The organism is Streptomyces piniterrae (assembly GCF_005048155.1).
Taxonomy (GTDB): domain Bacteria; phylum Actinomycetota; class Actinomycetes; order Streptomycetales; family Streptomycetaceae; genus Streptomyces; species Streptomyces piniterrae.
The window spans coordinates 617457-640919 of the sequence record NZ_SUMB01000002.1 but is presented as its reverse complement, the minus strand read 5'-3'; the positions used below and the strand labels follow the sequence as shown (position 1 = coordinate 640919).

At 69.7% G+C, this 23463-nt stretch carries 20 protein-coding genes and 2 pseudogenes; 7 read left to right on the top strand and 15 right to left on the bottom strand.

Annotation, left to right across the window (positions count from 1 at the left end):
* The first annotated feature begins 38 nt into the window (after positions 1-38).
* On the top strand, positions 39-1592 hold the full coding sequence (locus FCH28_RS07160; protein ID WP_136738830.1) for a DHA2 family efflux MFS transporter permease subunit: 1554 nt from the start codon (positions 39-41) through the stop codon (positions 1590-1592).
* Between the two features lie 199 nt (positions 1593-1791).
* Here the strand turns inward: FCH28_RS07160 and FCH28_RS07155 are convergent, their stop codons facing one another.
* The 5 genes from FCH28_RS07155 to katG form a co-directional block, all read right to left on the bottom strand.
* On the bottom strand, positions 1792-3375 hold the full coding sequence (locus FCH28_RS07155; RefSeq protein WP_136738829.1) for an alpha/beta hydrolase: 1584 nt from the start codon (positions 3373-3375) through the stop codon (positions 1792-1794).
* Positions 3376-3631: 256 nt separating this feature from the next.
* The gene (locus FCH28_RS07150) at positions 3632-4105 is read right to left on the bottom strand and encodes a carboxymuconolactone decarboxylase family protein (RefSeq protein ID WP_136738828.1); all 474 of its coding nucleotides are present in this window, start codon (positions 4103-4105) and stop codon (positions 3632-3634) included.
* A 170-nt stretch (positions 4106-4275) separates the two neighbouring features.
* Entirely contained in the window at positions 4276-5430 is a 1155-nt protein-coding gene (locus tag FCH28_RS07145; protein ID WP_246102489.1) for an oxygenase MpaB family protein, read from the bottom strand.
* 128 nt (positions 5431-5558) lie between these two features.
* Positions 5559-6158, bottom strand: coding sequence for an urease accessory protein UreD (locus tag FCH28_RS07140; RefSeq protein WP_136738827.1), 600 nt, complete (start codon positions 6156-6158; stop codon positions 5559-5561).
* A 233-nt stretch (positions 6159-6391) separates the two neighbouring features.
* Positions 6392-8605, bottom strand: coding sequence for a catalase/peroxidase HPI (katG, locus tag FCH28_RS07135; protein ID WP_136738826.1), 2214 nt, complete (start codon positions 8603-8605; stop codon positions 6392-6394).
* A 456-nt stretch (positions 8606-9061) separates the two neighbouring features.
* On the opposite strand from katG, the gene FCH28_RS07130 reads away from it, so the two are divergent.
* A complete protein-coding gene (locus tag FCH28_RS07130; protein ID WP_136738825.1) occupies positions 9062-9478 on the top strand; it encodes a Fur family transcriptional regulator in 417 nt (138 codons plus the stop codon).
* Positions 9479-9516: 38 nt separating this feature from the next.
* Here FCH28_RS07130 and FCH28_RS07125 read toward each other — a convergent pair whose 3' ends face one another.
* Complete coding sequence (locus tag FCH28_RS07125; RefSeq protein WP_136738824.1) at positions 9517-10662, bottom strand: RNA polymerase sigma factor; 1146 nt, start codon at positions 10660-10662, stop codon at positions 9517-9519.
* Positions 10655-11077, bottom strand: coding sequence for a YciI family protein (locus FCH28_RS07120; RefSeq protein ID WP_136738823.1), 423 nt, complete (start codon positions 11075-11077; stop codon positions 10655-10657). Before FCH28_RS07120 ends, FCH28_RS07125 begins: the two co-directional genes overlap by 8 nt.
* A gap of 323 nt (positions 11078-11400) precedes the next feature.
* Here FCH28_RS07120 and FCH28_RS07115 point away from each other — a divergent pair, with 323 nt between their 5' ends.
* Entirely contained in the window at positions 11401-13083 is a 1683-nt protein-coding gene (locus tag FCH28_RS07115) for an ABC-F family ATP-binding cassette domain-containing protein (RefSeq protein WP_169314076.1), read from the top strand.
* Between the two features lie 745 nt (positions 13084-13828).
* Here FCH28_RS07115 and FCH28_RS07110 read toward each other — a convergent pair.
* Positions 13829-14035: a hypothetical protein gene (locus FCH28_RS07110; protein WP_136738822.1), complete on the bottom strand. Its 207-nt coding sequence runs from the start codon at positions 14033-14035 to the stop codon at positions 13829-13831.
* A 203-nt stretch (positions 14036-14238) separates the two neighbouring features.
* Positions 14239-14838 (bottom strand): hypothetical protein, encoded by a 600-nt coding sequence (locus FCH28_RS07105; protein WP_136738821.1) that lies wholly within the window; start codon positions 14836-14838, stop codon positions 14239-14241.
* A 374-nt stretch (positions 14839-15212) separates the two neighbouring features.
* Here FCH28_RS07105 and FCH28_RS07100 point away from each other — a divergent pair, with 374 nt between their 5' ends.
* Both FCH28_RS07100 and FCH28_RS07095 read left to right on the top strand, forming a co-directional pair.
* Positions 15213-15782: a hypothetical protein gene (locus FCH28_RS07100; protein WP_246102488.1), complete on the top strand. Its 570-nt coding sequence runs from the start codon at positions 15213-15215 to the stop codon at positions 15780-15782.
* 14 nt (positions 15783-15796) lie between these two features.
* Entirely contained in the window at positions 15797-16168 is a 372-nt protein-coding gene (locus tag FCH28_RS07095; RefSeq protein WP_246102486.1) for a peptidase inhibitor family I36 protein, read from the top strand.
* Positions 16169-16319: 151 nt separating this feature from the next.
* On the opposite strand, the gene FCH28_RS07090 is transcribed toward FCH28_RS07095, so the two are convergent.
* The 5 genes and pseudogenes from FCH28_RS07090 to FCH28_RS39040 all read right to left on the bottom strand — a co-directional run.
* Positions 16320-17795, bottom strand: coding sequence for a membrane-associated oxidoreductase (locus tag FCH28_RS07090; protein WP_136738819.1), 1476 nt, complete (start codon positions 17793-17795; stop codon positions 16320-16322).
* Between the two features lie 140 nt (positions 17796-17935).
* The gene (locus tag FCH28_RS07085; protein WP_187363772.1) at positions 17936-18832 is read right to left on the bottom strand and encodes a geranyl diphosphate 2-C-methyltransferase; all 897 of its coding nucleotides are present in this window, start codon (positions 18830-18832) and stop codon (positions 17936-17938) included.
* Between the two features lie 2 nt (positions 18833-18834).
* The gene (locus FCH28_RS07080) at positions 18835-20211 is read right to left on the bottom strand and encodes a family 2 encapsulin nanocompartment cargo protein terpene cyclase (RefSeq protein WP_136738817.1); all 1377 of its coding nucleotides are present in this window, start codon (positions 20209-20211) and stop codon (positions 18835-18837) included.
* A 130-nt stretch (positions 20212-20341) separates the two neighbouring features.
* A pseudogene (locus tag FCH28_RS38630) lies at positions 20342-20893 on the bottom strand (Crp/Fnr family transcriptional regulator); the annotation flags it as partial.
* A 662-nt stretch (positions 20894-21555) separates the two neighbouring features.
* Positions 21556-21699: pseudogene (locus tag FCH28_RS39040) on the bottom strand (SDR family NAD(P)-dependent oxidoreductase); the annotation flags it as partial.
* 86 nt (positions 21700-21785) lie between these two features.
* Here FCH28_RS39040 and FCH28_RS07070 point away from each other — a divergent pair.
* Positions 21786-22118, top strand: a complete 333-nt coding sequence (locus FCH28_RS07070) for an MmcQ/YjbR family DNA-binding protein (protein WP_136738816.1) — start codon at positions 21786-21788, stop codon at positions 22116-22118.
* Between the two features lie 43 nt (positions 22119-22161).
* Here the strand turns inward: FCH28_RS07070 and FCH28_RS07065 are convergent, their stop codons facing one another.
* Positions 22162-22620: a PaaI family thioesterase gene (locus FCH28_RS07065; RefSeq protein WP_136738815.1), complete on the bottom strand. Its 459-nt coding sequence runs from the start codon at positions 22618-22620 to the stop codon at positions 22162-22164.
* 67 nt (positions 22621-22687) lie between these two features.
* Here FCH28_RS07065 and FCH28_RS07060 point away from each other — a divergent pair, with 67 nt between their 5' ends.
* Entirely contained in the window at positions 22688-23371 is a 684-nt protein-coding gene (locus FCH28_RS07060; protein WP_136738814.1) for a winged helix-turn-helix transcriptional regulator, read from the top strand.
* Positions 23372-23463 lie beyond the last annotated feature (92 nt).

Sequence of the window (23463 nt, the reverse complement as noted above, 5' to 3'; positions counted from 1 at the left end):
TAGCGGTGGGGGAAGTGATGAATCAGCGTAATCAGCGTATGGAAGAAGCCGCGCCCGAGATCGCGGAGCCCGGCGGCGACCAACCGCCGGCCGCGGCGCCGGCCACTGCACCACCCTCGCGTCTCGCCGTCCTGGGACTGCTGCTCGGCATCATCCTGGCGACACTCGACGGCACGATCGTCGGCACCGCCCTGCCGACGATCGTCGGCGACCTGGGCGGCCTGGACCACTTCTCCTGGGTGGTGACGGCCTATCTGCTCACCACCGCCGTCTCCACCCCGATCTGGGGAAAGGTCGGCGACCTCTACGGCCGCAAGGGCAGCTATCTGGCCTCGATCGGGGTCTTCCTCGTCGGCTCGGCGCTCTGCGGACTCGCCCAGGACACGGGGCAGTTGATCGCCTTCCGCGCACTCCAGGGGCTCGGCGCGGGCGGCCTCTTCGTGGGTGCGCTCTCCCTCCTCGGGACGCTCCTGCCGCCCGCGCAGGCGGGGCGCTCCCAGTCGATGATCGGCGTACTGCTGCCGGCCGCCATGATCGGCGGCCCGCTGCTCGGCGGCTTCCTCACCGACCAGCTGGACTGGCGCTGGGTCTTCTACGTCAACGTGCCCGTCGGCGCCGCCGCACTCCTGATCGTCGGGCTCTGCATCCGACTGCGCGGCGAGCGCGGCCCGGCCCGCATCGACTACCTGGGCGCCGCACTCCTCACGGCGGGCGTTCTGGCGCTCACCCTGATCGGGACCTGGGCCGGCACGACGTACGACTGGGTCTCACCGCAGATCGCGGGGCTCGCCGCACTCTCGGTGGCCGCCCTCGGCTGGTTCGTCCGCGTGGAGCGACGAGCACCCGAACCCATCATCCCGCCGCGCCTGTTCCGCGACCGCAACTTCACGCTCGCCCAGGTGCTGAGCTTCCTGGTGGGCGCGGCGATGCTGGCCGCGGCGAGCTATCTGCCGCAGTACATGCAGTTCGTACGGGGCATGTCGTCGACGGAAAGCGGGCTGCTGCTGCTCCCGCTGATGCTCGGCATGATGGGCGCGCAGCTGTTCATCGGGCGGGCGGTGGGCAACGGCGGCGGGTACCGCGGGTACCCCATCGCGGGCGGCGCGGTCGCCACGGCGGGCGCCCTGGCACTGCTCATGGTCGGCGCGGACACCGCCACGGCGGTGGCCTCCGCGTTGACGCTCGTCCTCGGCCTGGGCCTCGGCTGTCTGATGCAGCCCGCGATGCTCATCACCATGAACAGCGCGGAGCCCCGCGACATGGGCGCAGCCAGCGGCACCACCACGCTGCTGCGGACCATCGGTGGCTCGCTCGGCGTCGCCGTGCTCGGCTCCGTCTACACCGGCCGCATGGCCGCCGCCCTCACGGACCGGCTCGGCCGGGACGGAGAGCGGCTCGCCGGCGGCCACGAAATGACCCCCGCGGTGCTGCGCGGGCTGCCCGACGCGGTGCGGGACTCCTTCCGTGCCGCGGTCACCGGCGGACTGCACGGCGTCATGATCGGCACGGCCGCGCTGTGTGCCGTCACCTTCGCGGCCGCCTGGCTGATCCGCGAGGTGCCGCTGCGGACGGCCCCGGGGGCGGCGGACTAGCGGCTGCCGACCTCTGGGAGCACGGAGGAAATCCGGGCCTGGCGAAGGAGACCCGTAGAGCCACGCGTAGAGCACACAAGTCCGCGCCGAACGCTCGCCATGCGGTCGCCTCAACGGTGACCGCATGGCGTTTGCGCGTCAGCGACCGGGCTGCCCACCTGTCGTGGATCTCCACACTCCTTGCGGCTGCCGCCACAGGTCAGCGCGGGCAGGTGGCGACCTTGTCCGGCAGCCTTCCCTCGACCAGATACCTGTCGACGGCACGGTCGGTGCACGTGGACGGATTCTCCGCGGCGTACGCCCCGTGCCCCTGGCCCTTGCGTACGAGGAGCGAGCTGTTCGCCAACTGCCGGTGCACCGCCCGCGCGTTCGCCAGCGGAGTCTGCGGATCGTCGGTGTACGACACCAGCAGCACCGGTGCCGCCCCGGTCGCGTTGACCGGCTCGGCCACGCCGGTGGGGGCGATCGGCCATGTCGCACAGTCGATCATCTGCCAGGCGTAGGAACGCCCGAAGAGCGGCGACTGCCTGGCGAACGCCTCGGCGGTGTTGAGCATCTCCTTGGGGGACTTCGGCGCGGACGGGGAGTCCAGGCACAGCACCGCCGGCAGGCTCGCGGACACGTTTTCCTCGGTCTGCTCCTCCTGCGACGTCGGCCTCTCGCCACCGCTCTCTCCGGCCGTTGCGGCGTCAAAGCGCTCGAAGGCGGTCCCGTCCCCGCGCAGGGCGGCCACCAGCGCCTCGGTCAGTCGCTTCCAGCTCTCTTCGGCCGTCACGGCCATCCCCAGATACGAGGACAGGGTGGCGTCGGTGAACCGCTCACCGTCGGCCCCCCGCAGCGGCTCCCGCTCGAGCTTCTTGGCGAGCCCGGTGAGCCTCCGCAGAATCTCCTCGGCCGTGGCTCCCAGACGGTGATCCCCGCGCGCGACGAGGTCCTGGGCGTATCGGCGCATCGCGTCCTCGGAGGTCTTGACGTCGAGCCGGGTGACCTGGCGCATGTCGGCCGCGGGGTTGACGACACCGTCGAGCACCATGCGGCCCACCTTGTCGGGAAACAGCTTCATGTACTGCTGGCCGATGAAGGTGCCGTAGGAGATGCCGGTGTAGTTCAACTTGGCGTCCCCGAGGACCGTACGCAGCACATCCAGGTCGCGCGCGACGCTCACGCTGTCCATGTGCGCGAAAACCGGGCCGCTCGCCTTTTGGCAGGCTCTGGCACGCCTGGCCGCGTCGGCGAACGCCTTCTCGGCCCCCGCTTCGGTACGCGGCGGGTTCTCGGGCTCCTGCGCCACACCGTCGGGACACTTGATCTGACCGGAACCTGCTGTGCCTCGTGGGTCGAAGCCGACCAGGTCGTAGCGGGCCCGAGCCTCTCCGCCGGCCTGCCAGTTTCCGTTGGCCACGTCGGCCGCACCGCCGGCGCCGGGCCCGCCGGGGTTGAAGAGCAGCGACCCCAGTCGACGACCGTGGTCTCTGGCCGGCACCCGCGACACCCGCAGTTTGACGGTCTTCCCGTCCGGGGCGGAGTAGTCGACAGGGACCTTCACCCAGCCGCACTGCGCGCCGGGCACGGCCTCGGGGGTGACGTCCGTGCCACAGCTCGTCCACTGGACCTTCTGCTGCGTGAAGCTCGCGGGCAGCGCCGGGACGGAGGGGTTCATGCCCTTGGCGCCGTCGGGCTGGGAGGCTGCGGCGCCACCGACGCCACAGCCCGTCACCACCACCATGGCGGCGGCCAGTGCACCGGCGGTCAAGGGGGGTATGGACTTGCGGGGTATGGACATCGGCCGTTCTCGCTCGCTCTCTCACTACTCCCCCGAAGAGCATGCGCACAGGCGACGTCACCCCGCTGTTGGCCCCGTCACAGTCGGCGGAAGACTTACTCAGCGCCGATGAGTGAACACACATCGCAAACAGCCGCGCGATGCCGTCGGCAGGATCGGCCGGGAGTACGGAGCACGGAGGGTGGAGAGCCATGCCCCTCTGTGATGAGGACCGGGTCCGGAGCGGACCCGGTCGCCTCAGGCGTCGCGCTCCCGGTTACCCGAACTGGCCGGGCTGGTAGTCACCGGCGGGCATCTGGAGCATGACATTCCCGCGGTTGAAGGCGTTGATGACGGTGATGACACCCACCAGGGCGCCGAGCTGATCCTCGTCGTAGTGCTTGGCGGCGTTCTCCCAGACCTCGTCCGGGACACCGCCGGCCGCATCGGCGATGCGAGTGGCCTCCTCCGCCAGCTCCAGCGCCGCGCGCTCGGCCTCGGTGAACACCTTGGCCTCCCGCCAAGCGGCGACCAGGTTGAGGCGCTCCGCCGACTCCCCGGCGTGCACGGCGTCCTTGAAGTGCATGTCGGTGCAGAAGCCGCAGCCATTGATCTGGCTGGCGCGGAGCTTCACCAGTTCCTGCGTCGAGGCCGGCAAGGTCGACTCCTCGAGCACCTTCCCCGCCGCGATGATGTGCTTGAAGACCTTGCCCAGGACCGGGTTGGTGAAGGGGTTCAGGCGTGCTTCCATGATGCGCTCCATTGCCGTTGTCTGGCGGTTACACACCTTTGACGGAGCAGCTCAGCGAGTTGTGACACGAAGCCCTGTGACCTGCGTCACCCCCGTTCTGCTGGGGTGGCCGGACGACGCGAGGGAGACCTCGTTCCGAGGAGTCCCCCACGTCGGGTCCTACCGCTCGGTCAGCGGTTGTCGTGCAGTTCCTGGTGCATCTGGGGCTGATCGTCCTTGTCGTGGGTGAGGGCGTACCTCTCGACTTGGTTGAACGCCTTGGAAGCGACTCCGAGGATGTCCTTGTAGGGATTGACTCCGACGGTCTGCTTCGCGGTCTCGCCGAACAGCCCGCCGGCCGTGCTGCTGAGGAGACCGTGGCCGGCGGCGAGGGGCTTGCCCGCGATGTCGAGGGGGCTCTTCGGGATGCCGGCCATGTCGGCGTACTTGTCGGTGAGCGCCACGCGGGTCAGAGCGATGTACGCGTCACTGGCCCCCGGCCCGACGAGCTCCCGGTAGAACTTGATGGCCTGCGCCGTCATGAACACACCATCGTCGGTCTTCTTCCACTCCTCGTCCCGCACCTGGTTCCAGAGACGCTCGACCTCAGCCGCGTCCTTGGGCAGCAGCCACTTCTCCGGGGTGCCGAGGTAGTGGTTGACGTAGTGCCAGGCGCACATGAACCCGTGCGCGTCGTCCTTGGAGACGTGCAGGCCCAGGTTCGCCATGCCCTGGAGGATCTGGGTGCTGAAGACGCAGGCGGCGCCGGTGGTGTACTTCTGGGAGACGGGCTCGCCCCACTTGGCGTAGTCCCACTCGCCGCTCTTCTTGTGCAGCTGCCGCACCGAGGCATGGACCATACGGACCTTGGTCACGGTGGCGGCGAGGCTGCCGTCGCGCATGGCGTTGTCCTTGCCCATGTCGAGGAACAGACGCGAGGACTGCGACAGCCGCCGGCCCGGGCCCTCCACGCCGCCGAGCCGGCCCGTGGAGCGCAGGGTGAAGGCGCCGGTGGGCGAGAGGTAGGTGCCGATGAGGCCGACGGTGCCCTGGAGCATGGACGCTTCCCCGTGATGGTGGCCGAAGAAGCTCTCCGCCGCCTTGACGTCCGCCTCGCTCCAGCCCGGCGGCGCGGCCTCCGCCTCCCGCAAGAACTGGGCGAGGCGCTCGGGCAACTGGGAGAGGTCCTGGCCGGGCCCCAGCTTGTTGATGGTGCGGAACAGATCGTTGACGCCGTCGACCTCTCGGTTGTCGATCAGGTCGGACACCAGCGCGTCGGCGGCCGGATCACCGACCTTGTTCGCGGCCTCCAGCTCGGCCGAGATGTTCGCAATCGTCAAAGCCACGGCACAACCCCTTACTCGTCAATCAGTTCAATGGAATCCGCGGCCCGGCTACGGCATGGGTGGCAGGACCACCGCAGGGCGCGCGCCACTGCGGCGCGGCTCTTACCGGCATGCCGGGCAGGGAAAGATCACCGCCCGGGATCCTGCCCAAGCCGATTCCAGCCTGCGCTGCCCCATTCGAGTTCTGTGGGAGTACGCCCGCGCGCGGGGGGCGCACTCAGGAAGCCGTCGTTCGCGGCGCCGCCGAGCAGGCGTACTCCCGGGGGCTTCTTCTCGAAAGCCGGGTCGACGACGAGGAGTTGTCCCGTCACGCGGTGACCGGCGAGGACGGCCGGGCCCTCCCGGCCGGGTGCGCCCGGTCCGTAGGCGGCCTGTTGGTCCAGCAGCGTGTACCCGCCGCGTCGGACGGTGAGGCGAGTGGTCACACGGCCCGGCGATTCGCCTGTGCGTCCGAGGATCTGTTCCTCGCGCAGTACGAGCCGTGCGGTGCGGGCGAGGTCGATGGTCCGGGGCTGGCGCAGGTCGCTGTCGGCCGCGCAGGTCGACGGCTCGGGGCGCCAGTGGAGCTGTGCGTCCTCCGCCACGGTCAGTTGCACGTCGTAGGTGGCGGGCTCTGGGGTCAGGCCCCGCACGGCGAGGGTCGCGGCGGCGGAGATGATGTGCAGCGCCGTGCCCTGCTGCGCGGTGGCTTCCATGCGCAGCCGGTCGCCGCCGGGCGGGGCGCTCATGGCTCCGATGACGCACACCCGCGCCACGTTCCCGCGCGGGTGCAGCCACCGCGGTTCGAAACGCGGAAGGCCGTCGCCGCCCGCCACGTCGATGACGAAGATCTGGGCGTCGACGGCCCCTTGCTCGACCGTGGCCCTCTCGAGTCCCGCCGGAGGCGGATGGCGCCGAGAGGATCACGGTCCGAGCGGATGTCGTCCAGGTCGGCCGGGCAGGGCCGACCTGGACGACATCATCAGACCAGGTCGAACCGGTCCAGGTTCATCACCTTGTCCCACGCCGCGACGAAGTCGTTCACGAACTTCTCCTTCGCGTCATCGCTCGCGTAGACCTCCGCGAGCGCCCGCAGCTCGGAGTTCGATCCGAAGACGAGGTCGGCACGGGTGCCGGTCCACTTAACCTGGCCCGAGGCGTCGCGGCCCTCGAAAGTGGTCTGGTCCTCGGACGTCGACTTCCACGTCGTACCCAGGTCGAGCAGGTTGACGAAGAAGTCGTTGGTCAGCTTGCCCGGGGTCTCGGTGAAGACGCCGTACGCGGTGTCCTGGTAGTTGGTGCCCAGGACGCGCAGACCACCGACGAGGACGGTCAGCTCGGGGGCGGTCAGGGTGAGCAGGTTCGCCCTGTCGAGCAGCAGGTACTCGGCCGGCAGGCGGTTGCCCTTGCCCAGGTAGTTGCGGAAGCCGTCGGCGGCGGGCTCCAGCGCGGCGAAGGACTCCGCGTCGGTGTGCTCCTGCGTGGCGTCCACACGGCCCGGCGTGAAGGGCACCTCGACGTCGACGCCGGCGTCCTTGGCGGCCTTCTCCACAGCGGCGGTACCGCCGAGGACGATCAGGTCGGCCAGGGAGACCTTCTTCGCGCCGGTGTTGAACGCCGACTGGATGCCCTCAAGGACGCGCAGCACCTGGGCGAGCTCGTCGGGCTCGTTGACCTCCCAGCCGGCCTGCGGCTGCAGGCGGATGCGGGCGCCGTTGGCGCCACCGCGCTTGTCGCTGCCGCGGAACGTCGAGGCCGACGCCCACGCGGTGGAGACGAGCTGCGATACGGACAGCTCCGAGTCGAGGAGCTTGGCCTTCAGGGCCGCGACGTCCGCGGCGTCGATGGCCTCGCCCTCGGCCTGCGGCAGCGGGTCCTGCCACAGCAGCGTCTCCTCCGGGACCTCCGGGCCGAGGTACAGGGACTTCGGACCAAGGTCACGGTGGGTCAGCTTGTACCAGGCGCGGGCGAAGGCGTCCGCGAACTCGGCCGGGTTCTCATGGAAGCGGCGCGAGATCTCACCGTAGACCGGGTCGAAGCGCAGCGAGAGGTCGGTGGTGAGCATCGTGGGCAGACGCTTCTTCGACGAGTCGTGCGCGTCGGGGATGATCGCCTCGGCGTCCTTGGCCACCCACTGGTTGGCGCCGGCGGGGCTCTGGGTCAGCTCCCACTCGTAGCCGAAGAGGATGTCGAAGAAGTCGTTGCTCCACTGGGTGGGCTTGGTGGTCCAGGTGACCTCTAGACCGGAGGTGATGGCGTCGCCGCCCTTGCCGGTGCCGTGGGTGGACTTCCAGCCCAGGCCCTGCTCCTCGATGGAGGCGGCCTCGGGGTCGTTGCCGACCGCGTCGGCCGGGCCGGCGCCGTGGGTCTTGCCGAAGGTGTGACCACCGGCGATGAGGGCGACGGTCTCCTCGTCGTTCATCGCCATGCGGCGGAACGTCTCGCGGATGTCGCGGGCCGCGGCGATCGGGTCCGGGTTGCCGTTGGGGCCCTCCGGGTTGACGTAGATGAGGCCCATCTGGACGGCGCCGAGCGGGTTCTCCAGGTCACGGTCGCCGGTGTAGCGCTGGTCGTCGAGCCAGGTGGTCTCGGGACCCCAGTACACGTCCTCGTCGGCCTCCCAGACGTCGGCGCGGCCGCCGCCGAAGCCGAAGGTCTCGAAGCCCATCGTCTCCAGCGCGACATTGCCCGTGAGGATCATGAGGTCGGCCCAGGAGATGGACTGGCCGTACTTCTTCTTGACCGGCCACAGCAGGCGGCGGGCCTTGTCGAGGTTGCCGTTGTCCGGCCAGCTGTTCAGCGGCGCGAAGCGCTGCTGACCGCGGCCGCCACCGCCGCGACCGTCGCTGATGCGGTAGGTGCCGGCGCTGTGCCAGGCCATACGGATCATCAGCGGGCCGTAGTTGCCGAAGTCGGCGGGCCACCAGTCCTGCGAGCTGGTCAGGACCTCGGCGATGTCCTGTTTCACGGCGGCGAGGTCGAGGTTCTTGAACGCCTCGGCGTAGTCGAAGTCCGCACCGAGCGGGTTCGCGACGACCGGGTCCTTGGCAAGGATCTTCAGGTTGAGCCGCTCCGGCCACCACTGGCGGTTTCCGCCGCCCTGGGTCGGGTGCGGGGCGCGACCGTGCACGACCGGGCAGCCACCTCCGCCCTCCACCTTCGCGTCTACGGCGTTTGCGTCTTGGTTCTCAGACAAGGAAATCCCTCCGAAATGGGCGGATCACGGTGCTCAGGATCTGGGGGCGGTGGAACAGGAATTGGGGGCGAAGACGCCACTCGACCGACACATGTGGTGGTGACACGGCCCTGAGGGGTGCGTGACGAGCGGGCGTCCTACGCCACCGCGTGCCCCGGAGGTGATCGCCTCGACGCCGTACTGGTCACCGTCCGGGCGACGGCGCCGCATGCGTGGACCATGCGATCGGGCCGCCGACGCTCGTCTGCTCGCCGCAGTGGCTGTCCGCGACCGGTGCGACCGGGTGCTGTGGTGAGCAGACCCGTCTGGTGAACCGTCAAGTGCTGTCCCTGCGGTTGTGTCCTGTCCCTTGGCTGTCGCCGGAACCGATCCTACGATGGACTAAATCTAAGTCAATACGATGACCAAACCCATACGAATTCATTCGTCGGACGATGCACAGTTAGGCTGATGGGCATGAGCGACCTCCTGGAACGGCTGCGCGGACGCGGCTGGCGTATGACCGCCCAGCGCCGCGTTGTCGCCGAGGTGCTCGACGGCGAGCACGTCCACCTCACCGCGGACGAGGTACTCGCGCGTGCCACCGACCGGTTGCCGGAGATCTCCCGCGCGACCGTCTACAACACCCTTGGTGAGCTCGTCTCGCTCGGCGAGGTGGTCGAGGTGGCCACCGACGGCCGCGCCAAGCGCTACGACCCGAACGCCCACCACCCCCACCACCACCTGCTGTGTTCGCGCTGCGGCGCCATCCGTGACGTCCACCCCGACGGCGACCCGCTGGCCGATCTCCCCGCCTCCGAGCGGTTCGGCTTCACCGTCTCCGACGTCGAGATGACCTACCGGGGTCTGTGCCCCGACTGCGCCCGCGCCTGAGCCGACCCGCACCTCCGGAACGAAAAGAGCGCGCCCCGTCAGCGACGGCGGCGGGCGTTGAGTCGGGCGGCCTGGCGGGTCAGGTGGTCGCGCTCGGCGAGGCTGGGGGCCTTGTGGGCCGCCTCGGCGTAAAGCCGTGCCGCCGTCACCAGGTCGCCGTCGCGTTCATGGAGGTACGCCGCCACCGCGGCATGGCGGGGGATGGCATCGTCCAGCGCCGCGAGCGCCGCCAGGCCCGCGCGCGGTCCGTCGGCCTCGCCGACCGCCACCGCACGGTTGAGCCGGACGACCGGGCTGTCGGTCAGTCGCACGAGCTCGTCGTACCACTCGACGATCTGCACCCAGTCGGTCTCCTCGGCGGTGGGCGCGTCGGCGTGCAGTGCCGCGATGGCGGCCTGGGCCTGGAACTCGCCGAGCCGGTCGCGGGCGAGGGCCGCCTGCAGGATCTCGACGCCCTCGGCGATCGACCCGGTGTCCCATCGGCCGCGGTCCTGCTCGGCGAGCGGCACCAGGCTGCCGTCGGGCGCGGTCCGGGCGGCGCGCCGGGCGTGGTGGAGCAGCATGAGGGCGAGCAGCCCCGCCACCTCGGGGTGGTCGATTCCGGCCGCGAGCTGCCGGGTGAGCCGGATGGCCTCGGCGGCGAGGTCGATGTCGCCGGAGTAGCCCTCGTTGAAGACCAGATAGAGGACGCGCAGCACGGTGGCGACGTCGCCGGGCCGGTCGAACCGTATGCCGGAGACGGTGCGCTTGGCCCGGCTGATGCGCTGCGCCATGGTCGCCTCGGGTACCAGGTAGGCCTGGGCGATCTGACGGGTGGTCAGCCCGCCGACGGCGCGCAGTGTGAGCGCGACCGCGGACGACGGCGTCAGCGACGGGTGGGCGCACAGGAAATAGAGCTGGAGCGTGTCGTCCGCCGAGGGCGCGGGACCGGCGGCCGGCTCCTGGTCGACGTGGTCCTCGCGCCGGCGGCGGGCGGTGTCGGCGCGGGTCGCGTCGAGGAACTTGCGCCAGGCCACGGTGACCAGCCAGCCCTTCGCATCCCGCGGAGGGTCGGCCGGCCAGACGCGGACCGCCTCGACCAGCGCGTCCTGCACGGCGTCCTCGGCCGCCGCGAAGTCGGCTCCGCGGCGGACGAGGATGGCAAGCACGCTGGGCGTAAGGCTCCGAAGCAGAGCCTCATCCATGGAAGGCGCAGTCCGAGGTGGTGGGCGGGGCGGCCAGGAACGGGCGCACCTCCAGCCACTCGTGGATCGGCTTACCGCCCGCGCCGGGGGCGGCCGACAGTTCCCCGGCCAGCTCGACGGCGCGCTCGTAGCTGTCGACGTCGATCACCATCCAGCCGGCGATGAGGTCCTTGGTCTCGGCGAACGGGCCGTCGGTGACCGGCGGGCGGCCCTCGCCGTCGTACCGGACCCACGTCCCCTCGGGGGCGAGCGCCTGACCGTCGACGAACTCGCCGGTCTTCTCGAGCCGGGCCGCGAAGTCGTTCATGTACTGCACATGGGCCGAGATCTCCTCGGGCGCCCACCGGTCCATGGGAACGTCGTTCACCGCGGCCGGGGCACCGCGGTAGTGCTTGAGCAGCAGGTACTTGGCCATGATGGTTCTCCTAGGTCCTGGTGCGACCCATTGTGGTCGCGTTCACAGCGGGGACGGAGCCGGTCACGGGTTCTCGACATCCCCGTCCGATTTTTTTGGCTCTCGTGGATGAGCCTGGTCAGCAGCATGCTCGCGCCCCGGTCGACCATCGCCAGGACACGCGAGCGCCCCGACGACGTACCGCACCGAGCCCGGAGAAAAACGCATGCGCTGCTCCAGGGGGCCCGGTTACCGTGGCGGCATGTCTACGCCCCGAATTTCCTAGCCGAGGACCCGCTTCCCCGCCAGAAGTGTGTCCTTTTGCTATTTCGGAGCGTCACCCCATGATTACTGCTCGCGGAGTCGAGCTGCGCGCCGGCGCGCGCCTGCTGCTGTCCGACATCTCCTTCACCATCTCCCCCGGCGACCGGATCGGCCTGGTCGGCCGCAACGGTGCGGGCAAGACCACCCTGATGACCGCCCTCGCCGGACAGGCCGAGCCGGATGCCGGGACGATCACCCGCACCGGTCCTGTCGGGTTCCTCGCGCAGGACTCCCGCGCCGCCGACCCCACCGTCACCGTGACCGACCGGATCCTGTCCGCCCGCGGCCTCGACCGCGCTCTGCGTGCACTGCGCACGGCCGAGGCCGCGATGGCCCACGCCACCGGCCCCGCGGAACTGGAGCGGGCGATGAACCGCTATACGCACGCCGAGGCCGCGTTCCAGGCCGGGGGCGGCTACGCAGCAGAGGCCGAGGCGGCCCGTGTGGCGGCCGGACTCGGCCTGCCCGACCGGGTGTTGGGCGAGCCGGTCGGCGCGCTGTCCGGCGGTCAGCGGCGCCGGGTGGAGCTGGCGCGGATCCTGTTCGCCGGACACTCCGGGACACTCCTGCTGGACGAGCCGACCAACCACCTCGACGCCGACTCGATCGCCTGGCTGCGCACCTTCCTCCGCAGCCACCCGGGCGGACTGATGCTGATCAGCCACGACACCTCACTGCTCGCCGACGTGGTCAACCGCGTCTTCCACCTCGACACTTCCCCGAGCTCTCCACTCCTCCCCCAATCTCTCAACTCTGTTCGAGCAGGGGGGACCCCCATGCGCAGGGGAGCCACCGACCGCACCACGATCGAGGTCCACAACACCGGCTGGCGGGCGTATCTCGCGCAGCGCGAGTACGACGAGCGACGGCGCGCCCGGGAGCGGGCGAACGCCGAACGCAAGGCCGCCGCCCTGCACGCGCAGGCGGACAAGATGAAGGCGCGCGTGGCCACCGCCGTCACGGCCAGGAACATGGCCCGCCGCGCCGACCGCATGCTCGCCGACCTCGAACCGGCCCGGCGGACGGAGAAGACCGCCCGGATCCGGCTGCCCGAACCCGCCCCGTGCGGCCGCATGCCACTGGGCGCGATCAGCCTGGCCAAGTCCTACGGCGGCCACCAAGTGCTGTCCGGTGTGGACCTGGCCGTGGACCGGGGCAGCCGCGTGGTGGTCCTCGGCCTCAACGGGGCCGGAAAGACCACCCTGTTGCGCATCCTGGCCGGTGCTGAGGACCCGGACAGCGGCCGGGTGGTGCGCGGACACGGGCTGCGTCTGGGCTACTTCGCCCAGGAGCACGACACCCTGGACACCGCACGCACCGTACGTCAGAACCTTGCGGCGGCCGCGCCCCACCTCACCGACGGCGAAGCGCGACGGGTACTGGGCGCGTTCCTGTTCTCCGGGGACGACGCCGACAAGCCGGCCGCAGTGCTCTCCGGCGGCGAGAAGACCCGCCTGGCACTGGCCGGTCTCGTCCACTCCGGAGCCAACGTGCTGCTCCTCGACGAGCCCACCAACCATCTCGACCCCGCCCCCCGCGACGAGGTCCTGGCGGCCGTCGGCTCGTATCCCGGCGCGATCGTGATGGTCACCCACGACGGAGGCGCCGTCGACGCCCTGCGCCCCGACCGCGTCCTGCTGCTGCCGGACGCGGACGAGGACCTGTGGAACGAGGAGTACCGGGACCTGGTCTCCCTCGCCTGACCTGCCGGCTTCTGCGCGGATGCGGGGAAGTCAGGGCCGAAACGGGGCGGTTGCGCCGGTGTCCGGGCTGTCAGAGGCTCATCGGCGCACTCGCTTCGCCTCGTGTCACACAGCGACTGAAGGGTGGCGTGGATGATCGCCTCCACAGACCGGCGCCCCTATGGTGCGGTGCTGCCGGTAGCCGAAAATGCCGTCGTCGCATCCGGTTCTCAAGAAACGCAGCGACACCGACACGATCGATGCACTCTGACTCGCGCTCCTTACCGATATCGAAGGTTTCATGATGGGTTGGAACGGGGTGCTTGATTTTCCCGATCGCAGGTTTACGTTCGGCCTGAAAAAGTGTGGGCCGCGGAAAAATCTTGGTGAAGTTCATGGACCGAGAAGATAAGGGCGCCGTTTCGAGTCACGGGAAGGATGTTTCAGAGGCTCCGACATCAGGCTCCATAGAATTCTTCAGTGCGATTCTGGACTCGTCCGTCAAAGACGAATGGAGCTACCGAAGGGATCTCCATACAGCATTGCGTTTGCATGAGGAATGCGGGAGATCGCTGCGTGGGTCAGGGAACAAAACACTGCCCTGCGTGAAGCCTGCGTGGCCGGCGGGCACCTCCAGGTGAGGTTGTGCAGGCGGACGATCTGGGGAGTTGGCGCATTCGGGTGTTACGCGTAGGCAGGCGGAGGAGGAACTGCGCAGGCATAAAGCCCTCCTCCTCCGCCTGCCCCTGGCTCGCGGGATTAGGCGTCAGTTACAGATGCTGCCGCCACCGCTGCAGTCGCCGCCACCATGCCCGCCGCCGGGGTGAACGACGGTGCTTGGGCTGGACTGGACCGTGGTGGTTTTTGTGGCGGCGTGATGGGCCGAGGGCGCGGCGACTGCGTATCCGGCCGTGGTCAGCCCGGTTGCGAGAGCGAGACCGAGGGTGGCGCCGATCGCGAGTACTCGTGACATGGATATCTCCCGGTGGGTTTCGTGTGTCGCGGTCATGTGGATAACCCTGCATGCCCCTGCGGCAGGTTTCATTTCGGACGCGGCCATTCGAGTGACACCTGCGAAATCCAGAAATTCCCCAAGCGCAAAGATCATTTGCGGGAAACCAGCCGAAAATGGCCGCCGTGCCTTCTTTGACCGACAGGCTTGGTCACTTCCGGTACTCAGGCAGCCCCAGGCACGTTCCCGACCCCACGACGGCGCTTCCAGTACGCGACGGTCAGCACGGCCAACAACGGCCCCCACAAGCTCAGCGGCGTATAGCAGGCGTAGTACCAGGCGGCTTCCCAGCCGGTGGCAAGGGCCGGGGAGCCCGCCGGCAGCTCGTCGCCTTGGATCGTGGTGCCCCTGATCTCGGAGACGATGAACAGGAGGGTGAACACGAGTGTGAGGATCGTCGCCCCGGTGGCGGCGGGGATGACCGCCGCCATCGTCGGGACCCGGCGTCCACGCAGGAACGGGATCCAGCGCGGGAACACCTCGCCCCAGCGGGCGATCAGACCGATCGCGGTGAAGGCGAGGACTTCGGACAGGATCGACAGGAAGACGACGTAGGCCCGCTCGCCGAGCCCGATCCCCTCGTCGAATGCGGCCGGCAGCCGCCAGATGCCGGCCGGCAGGACGGTGAACGGCACGGCGCAGGCGATGAGTTGCATCCGTCGGGACACTCCGGAAACCGGATCATGGGCGGCCCGCCATGCGGCGCGGCGTCGTCCGGGACGGGCGGCAGTGGGTTCTTCGGTATGCCGGCGAAGCTGCTTCATGGACGGTCCTCGCTTCCGTGGGCCGGGGCTGACCCTTCCGTAATGAAGATCCCAGCCGGGCAGTCGTCGAGAATCGCTCCGCGGGCGAACTCGGCTCCGCCGTAGGGCCGATGGCGAGGTGCGACCGGAGGATGACGACGGCTGGCACAGGGCTGGCATGGGCGGTCATGGGCCGTCATGGGCCGTCATGGGCCGTCATGGGCAATCAACGCATCGAAGCTGCGACGGTAGTTGTGCTCCACCGCCTCTGCTGTGCAGCTCGCCACCCGATCGGGTGGCGAACCGTCTCCCGCCTGTCACGGCCATGTCGCAGCGACTACAACTCCAGTCTGTGACCGCCAGCCCGGCCAACCGCCTCCTCACCCCCTGACGCCGTGCGCCCGAACGGCCGTTTCAGTCGTGTCCCCCGCCCCCAACTGGCCACGCTGGCCCTGCTGCTCACCGCTGCGGTGACGGCCGCCGGATGCGCCTCCACCCCGTCACGGCCGTCGGACCGCCCTGCACGGGACCCCGACGCTGCCGTCAAGGCGGCAACCCTGCTGCTGACCGACGGCTGCCTGCGCCGCCAGGGACTCACCACGCCGTCCCCGCACCGGCCTCGCGCGTCGGCCGCCGACGCACGCCGGGTGGACGCGGCGCTCTTCGGGGCCGGCGCCACGGAGCTCTCGCTGAAGCTGCCCACCGGCTACACCGTTCGCGCCCACACCGACGGCTGCCTCGCCTCCGCACAGCAGAAGCTGTACGGCGACCAGCGGGCCTGGTTCCGCGCATCGGTCGTCGTCAACAACCTCAAGCCGGAAGCCAAACGCACCCGCAGCACCCTCGCCGACGTCCGCGCCCGGCACCGCGCCGAGATCGCCGCCTGGCAGCGGATGAGGGCCCGTGCCCACCACCGGGCCACCGCCCTGCTCGACCACCCGCCCGCACCCCCACCCACCGGATGACAAGGACACGCCCCGTGAAGCGACTCACCACCCTCCTCACCGCCCTGGCCGTCTCCCTCGGCACCGCCCTCGCCACCTCGACGGCAGCAGAGGCAGCCCCCTGCCGCAGCGGCTACTTCTGTGTCTGGACCGACGCCAACTTCGAAGGCATGAAGATCGAGCACGGCGGCGACGACCACTGGTGGGAGGGCGACATGTCCAACGAAGACTCCTCCTGGGCCAACCACGGCATCTCCGGACCGAACGTGCCGGACCATGTGAAGATCTACGACGGCCGCGAGCTCATCGGCGACGTCACCTTGTGCCTCGCACCCGGCCAGGAAGTCGGCTACGACGGCGGCGCCAACGACCGGGGCAGCTCCCACACCTGGTCCGTCGGCTGCTGACCCCGCCTGCCCAGCGCCCGCCTCCGGAACCATTGGCTGCGAAGGCGGGCCGCGCGGGCTGCTGAGGAAGGACCGTAGTGCCGCGCCGATAACCGCTGGACAGCCACGTCCACGTCCATGCCGTGGCGGACGCCCGCCCGGCCGCCCACGTCTACTGACGGGTCAGGGAGCGGGTGATGCCCGCCGCGATCGTCGTGGCCAGCGTCCAGCCCGTGACCACCAGCAGGTACGAGAGCCACTGGTACCAGCCCCGCGGTGCGAAGGCCACCTCCTGTCCGAAGCCGATGATCGGCATCAGCAGGTCGAGGGTGTAGAAGAAGGGGTTGAAGTCGGGGGCCTCGTCGGCCTTCAGAGGGCGCGGATGGTGCAGCGCGAAGGCGAGGGCGCCGATGAGCAGCAGGGCCAGCAGCCAGCCTGCGGCACGCATCGGGCGGAAGCCGTAGCCGACGGTGGTGTCCTGGAGATGGCCCCAGACCCTGGAGTACCAGGGCAGGGTGCGGCGGTGGCGGCGGAGTTTGGCCAGCTGGACGGCGCGTACGGCCGCCTCGTCGCCCGCCGTGCGGTACGCGGCAGCGAGCTGCTCGTACGAGTACGACACATAACCGGCGCGTTCGCGGTCCAGCACCGGGAGCCGTTCCTCGGCGGGCAGATGCGGCAGCAGTGAACCGTAGGTGAGCCGGTCGAGCTTGACCTCGTCCGGCCAGACCTCCGGCGGGATGTACAGCACGTCGAACTGGGCGCGGCGCAGATTGATCGTGCCCACGACGGGCTTCGCCTCACGCAGCCACATCTCGCCCACCACACAACTGCTGACGCGCAGCGCGACGCCGCCCGGGTTGGAAAGGGCGGCATAGGCGAGGTTGAGCTGGCCGCCGATCCTGGCCCCGCGCAGGTCGACCCTGCCGTGGACGCGCAGCCGCATCGCATGCACGTCGGTGCCGACGCTGAGGGTCTCGGCCTGCAGCGCATGGCCGCCGGGGGCGTTGAGCCGCGCGTCGTCAAGCGTGATCTGTCCGCCGACGGTGGCGCCGTTCAGCCGGATCTCGCCGTGGGCGACCAGGTCGGGAGCCCAGATGTCGGTGCCTATGTCGGCGTGGTTGAGCTGGAGAACCGGTTCCTCGGGCGGCTGCGTGGCCGCCGGATCACCGAAGTGGGCCCCGTTGGCGAAGACCGCACCGGATATCTGCGCCCCGGCCAGCCGCACCGGACCCTTGATACGGCAACAGGTGATGCGTAACACCCCGTCGACGTGGAGGTGTCCGGCCGTGAGACCCGGGAGGACCGAGTCGTTCAGGGCCAGGATGGAGAGCTGAGCACCGTACAGCTCCGGGGCTCTCTCGAAGTAGCAGGACCGCAGTCGTACCGGGTGCTCGACCTTGCCGTACTTGAGGTCCAGTTCCCCCGTGATGCGGGCTCCCCACAGCTTCAGCCCCGCTATCTCGCCGTCTCGTGACGGTCCGTTGAGCAGCAGCGCCCGGAGCACGGCGGCGCGTACGGTCCGCTCGGGGCCCCAGGTGGCGCCGGTGGCGGTGTCCTCGTCGGCGTTCTCCCGGAAGTCGACGCTCTCGCCGAGGGGGAACGCCTGCCAAACACGTCGTTCCGCTGGGGTCAGGTCGGTGATCTCCACCGGCCGGATGCTGTCGTGCGGGCATTCGAACTGTCAAGAAACGTGAGGCCAGGCCCACTTCGCTTGGCCCCCCGGCTCCCGGCCCCGGAAGGGCCGGGATCGTCTGGGTGACGGTCCCGGCCCTTCGGGTCAGCAGTCGGTCAGACGCGGTCGGCCGCAATCAGGAGGTACTGGAAGGAACCGTCCTTGTACGAGTTGATGAAGGCCTCTTCGATGCCGGTGACCAGGGAGGAGGTCGCCCGCAGCTCCCAGTAGGGCAGCGTCGCGGGAGTCAGGTCGATGACGGCCTGCGGTACGAGACGGTTGTCGGCCATGGCGCGCAGGTACTCGCGGCGGGAATGGATGTTGCACTCGAAGTGCGCGTTGATCTGGGAGACCCACTTCGAGGGCTGGCCGTAACGCGGGTTCCAGCAGCCGGTGATGGTGACATAGCGGCCGCCGACCGCGAGGACCCGGGAGTGCTCGGCGAAGAGGTCGTGCAGGTCGACGTACATGCTCGACTCGTTGTTCCAGGAGGCCGCGGCCTGCCCCGTGTCGAAGGGCGTGTCGAGCATGTTGCACACGCGGGCGTGGACGTGGTCGTCGATGCCGAGTTCATGGGCGCGCCGGTTGGCGAAGTCGGCCTGCTTGGCCGACAGGGTGACGCCCTGGACCTTGCATCCGAATCGCTGGTGGGCCATGACCATCGAACCGCCCCGGCCGCAGCCGGCGTCCATGAGCGTGTCGTCACGCCCGATGGAGCCCAGGTGGTCCAAGAGGACTTCGGCCTGCGACGACTCCAGGCGGTGGAGCTCGGAGATCAGCCGCTTCTCGTACTCGCTGTCTTCGACGTCCCCGAGGGCGGCGTGGTCGACGTCGCCGATGCCGTAGTGGTGGTGGTAAAGCCCGTCGACGTCGCCGAGGCGCAGGTTCACGGGCCTGGCCTCCTGGTCCCAGTAACGGGCGATGTCACCCTGGTAGGGCGACGCCGGGGCGGGGACGAACGCGGAGGTGCCGTTGACGGTGGTGAGCTGGGTGGTGGTCACAGTTAGGTCCATCCTTACCAGAAGTCGGGCAGGCTGTATCGATAGGTGTTGGTCTGGTGCCAGTAGTGGTTGCCGTCGACCCATACGGCCACGCCCCGCAGGAAGCGCAGCACGTTCGGGACGGGGCAGGCGGCGGCCAACGTGGCGGCTTCGGATTCGAAACCGCGCATGAGGTCGTTGTGGACCTCGACCGCCTTGAGATAGGCCTCTTGGTCGGAGATGCCCTCTCGTTCGGCGAGCACCACGGGCAGGTTCAGGTGCCGGCCGGGGCTCTTGAGTTCCTTGGTGTACGAGTACAGGTCGTTGACGATGGTGGTGGCGTTGCCGGCGAGCGCGATGACCCGCTGCATGTCGGGCCGGGCGTGCAGGTCCGCCGGCAGTTCGTAGCCGCCGACGGAGTCGGTGAGGGTCGGGCAGGGGCGGAAGTTGTTGAACTGGCGCATCGCCAGGTACTCCCACACCTCGGGCATGTGGTCCGTCTCGGCCCAGGCGGCCTCCGCGAGGTACCCCATGTGCAGACGAGCCATGTCGTGCCGGAACCGGTCTGCCTGGGAGGGGGTGGCCATCTCCAGGAAGTACTCCATGGCGGAGCGGTAGGTGCGCCGAGGGGCGTCCGACCAGAGCGACTTCCCCCACTCCGGCTCGTACTCCGCCGTCGTGTGCAGCGGGTCGAGGGCCGTGTGCGCCAGCAGGAGGCGGCCGCCGAGACCGATGGGCGAGCCGCCGTGGTCCTCGCAGTAGCAGTCGTCGACCGCGTTCTCGGCGACCATCAGCCGCGCGGCGAGCATCACGTGTTCGACGGTGGGAGCGTCCGGATGACAGGCGACCATGTAGCGGCCGATGGAGAAGCCGTCGAACTGGTCCTCCCACTCCGGGGGGTACGCCTGGACCTCGTCCACCGCCCATTCCTTGATCCTGCGGCCGACCTCCGCCACTCGCGCCGGGTCGGGCTCCGGCACCGGGTGGTAGTAGAGGCCCGGGATCGGGTTGCCCTCTTCCGGTGTCTCGGGCGCCGGCGACACGGGAGGCTCTTCACGTCGGGCCAGATGCACGCTCGCCGTGCCCAGACCACTGGGACCACGCAGGATCCGCTCCAGGGCGGCAGGGCTCGATCGCGTCACCGCGCCGGCCCCCTCCCCCACGTGCCGATCGATCAGGCCGCCAACCGGGCCGTCGTCGGGTACCGGCACGTCTACGGGTGCGGGCACATCGCCAGGTCCGGGCACGTCTACGGGTACGGACGCGCCCACGGGAACGGCCCCTGCGGCGGGGACGGGGACGGAGGGCGGGCCGGGCAGAGCGACGCCGCCGGCTGCGTGGGGGTGGGCATGGGCCCGAGCCGCAGCGGCAGGCAGGCTCGACTGCAGCGGGGAAGACCCAGGATCGGGCATCCGTAGCTCCTTTGGTGAGATGGGTTGGCTGTTCCGGCCCCGGCCGTGCTCGCCCGGGTTTCGGGGAGATCCGGGCCGTCACGGCCGTCGGACGGGTTCTCTGGTCGCGGCTGCCGGCGATCTGCTCGGTCTCCAGCACGTCGGGCGCGTCGGGCGCCGGGCCGGCGGCGGAGTAACGCCTGGTGACCCGGCACGGGATGATCGCCTGCTCGCCGATGTCCATGAAGCGCACGGACAGACCCGGCCCGCACTCCTCCGGCGAGCGGGACCGCCGCAGACCGACGACGCCTAGGTTGTCCTCATCCTCATCCTCGTCCTCGTCCTCGTCCTCGTCCTTGCCGGTTCGCGAGGTGAGGGTCGAGCTGGTGCTCTCCTTGCTGATGGGGATCTTGTTGAGTGGATCTTGTTTCAGGGGACCTTGTTCCAGGGCAGGATCGGGCCCCCGCGTCAGGCCGGTGCCTGCACGGGCGAGGAGGAGCTCGGTGCCGCGACGGCGGCAGATCAACTCGTCGAGATCCTCCACAGTCTTCGCGACCGTCTGGACCGTCTTGACCGTCTTGACCGCCTGCGCGACGGCGGGTAGGTACGCGCGCGGCGTGAGTTCGTACCCGACGAAGGAGCCCGGCAGCTCGACTTCGCCTGTGTGACCGGCCGACATCGCGATGCCGGCCTCGCCGTAACGGTTCTGCCGCCGGAAGGGAAGCGAGTTGAACTGCTCGGGCTGGACTGCCGAGGCGGCTCCAGCTGCGCTTCCATGCCGGTCTCAGCGGTCATCGGGCGGGCTCTCCTTCGCGGGGGCAGTGATCGGCGTACGCGGCGGCAACGAATGAACGAAGAAAAGGAGGGTGAACTTCTGGAGATCCATCCAGGTCCCGGAGACCAGTAAACGGCTGGTACGCCCCGCTTGTCCCGTGAGGCCGTTGGAGTTACTTCGATGCAGTGATCTCGCTCCGCACCGGGTTTGTCCGGACGACCGATGGCATTCGGACTGTCTTGATCCTGAACACGTTCAGTGCACGGCAGGGCGGCCACACACCGCCTTCATCTCCGGTGACATCTCCGGTACTAGCAGCCTGACTTGATGCCCCATCAGGCGGCAGAATCGAACACCAGGAGGGCATCCCTATCGCCAGATCGCCGTGCGCCGGCGGAGGCCGGGTGTGAGGTGCTTCGGGTAGCGGGTGTCGGTCACCGTGAAGGTGATGTCCGCGTACGGGCGTTCCTCGAAGGGGCGGGTCGGACACGGTTGGCGCGATCCTTCCCTTGTGAACGGGCCTTGGGCGCGCGGGGGTCCGAGCGCCAACCGGGCTCGCCCAAATCCCGTTCCGCGTCGGCCGGCATGCGCGCGCTCTCGCGGGCGAACGCGATCGAGGTGCCGGCCCGCTCAGGGTGCGGGCGTACCGCGCTGCCGCCGTCGACGAGCAGCAGCGTGCCGGGGCCGAGGGAGCGCATGCCGGGCAGGGCCGGGTTCACGCAGGTGACGGGCCCGTCACCGAGGTCGGGACGGCGCGAGGCCGCCGTGGGCGGTCCCCCGCGGCCGCCCCCGGCCACTCGGCTCGCCGTAACGTGTGATCATGACTGATTCCGATGACGTCCGCCGGATCGCCCTCTCCCTCCCGGAGACGGCGGAGAAGGAAGCCTGGGACATGCCCACGTTCCGGGTCGCCGGGAAGATGTTCCTCACCCTCCCTGACGATGAGACGTCGTTCGCCGTGCGATGCCCGATCCACGAGCGGGCGGAGCTGATCGCGGCGGAACCGCAGAAGTTCTGGGTACCGCCGCACGAGGCCGCTTCCAACTGGGTGAGGGTGCGGCTTGCCGCGTTGGAGGACATGGGCGAGCTTCGGGACATCATCGTGGACTCGTGGAGCCAGGCAGCCCCGCCGCGCCTCGTGGGCGACGGTTGACCAGCGCGTTTCCGGGATGCCACCGGTCAGCCGTGCGCCGCTCTCACCTCATGGCGAAGATCGCGCACGTGGTGGTGGCGTGTGCGTACACCTTCCCGTCGTCGACGCCGACCACCTGGGCCTCGGCGGTGCCGAGCGTGCGCCCGACGTGGACGGCGGTGCCGGTCGCCCGGAGCTTGCCGGTACGCGCGGTCACCGGACGGATGAGATGCACGTTGATCTGCGCGGTCGTGTAGCCCGTACCGGCGGGCAGGCGGCTGAAGACCGCGGAGCCGAGCGCCGAGTCCAGCAGGGTGGTCAAGTAGCCGCCGTGCACGGTGCCCATCGGGTTGTACAGGTGCTCGCCGGTTTCGCCCTCGAATACCGCCACGCCGGGATCGGCGCCGACGAGCCTGAAGCCGAGCGTGTGTGAGATGGGTGCCTGCGGCGTACGTCCCTCGATGATCGAACGCAGGAAGTCCAAGCCGGAAGGAGCCGTGATTTCGGTGTTTTCGCTGCTCATGGCACCCAACGCTAGATCGTCTCCGCTACGCGGCAAGTACGGATTCTGGACCGCTACCGTGGACCGCATGAGTGGATCTGGGCAGTTCTGCGCGGTCGCCCGCGCGCTGGAGGTTCTGGGCGAGCGATGGACGCTGCTGGTCGTCCGGGAGCTGCTGCTGGGCGAGCGGCATTTCAACGACATCCGCCGGGGCCTGCCGCGCATCTCACGGACCATGCTGTCGACGCGTCTGAAAACCCTGGAGAAGGCCGGGATCGTGGCACGGGAGGGAGGCGGGTACCGGCTCACCGATGCGGGCGAGAATCTGGCGCCGGTGGTGCGGGAACTGGGCGGCTGGGCCATGGAGTGGGACCGGCGCGGCCTTCGGCCGGAACACCTCGACCCCGATGTCCTTGTGTGGGACATCCGCCGCCGTACCGTGACCGAACGCCTGCCGGAGCGGCGGACCATCGTCGAGCTGCGCTTCCGCGGAGCCGACGGCGGGCCGTACTTTCTGCACGTCGCCCGGCCGCAGATCGACCTGTGCACCGACGACGGCGGCTTCGAGGTGGCCCTGCGGGTGGAGGCCGACCTGGAGGCGCTGACCCGCTATTGGCTCGGCGAGATCTCCTGGGCACCGCTCCTGCGCTCCGGAGCCGTCACCCTGACCGGACCGAGCACGCTGCGACGGGCGTTCCCCACCTGGTTCTCCGGCTACCTGCTCCGCACCGCCTCCGCCGCAGGCCCACACCGCGATCATGGTCAATCGTGAAGCGCGGCGGTGTGGCGTGCGCAATCGGCGAGCGAACCCGGCGGGACATCGTCTCGTCGGCCGCGCGGACCGGGCCTCCTTCGACTGCGCCG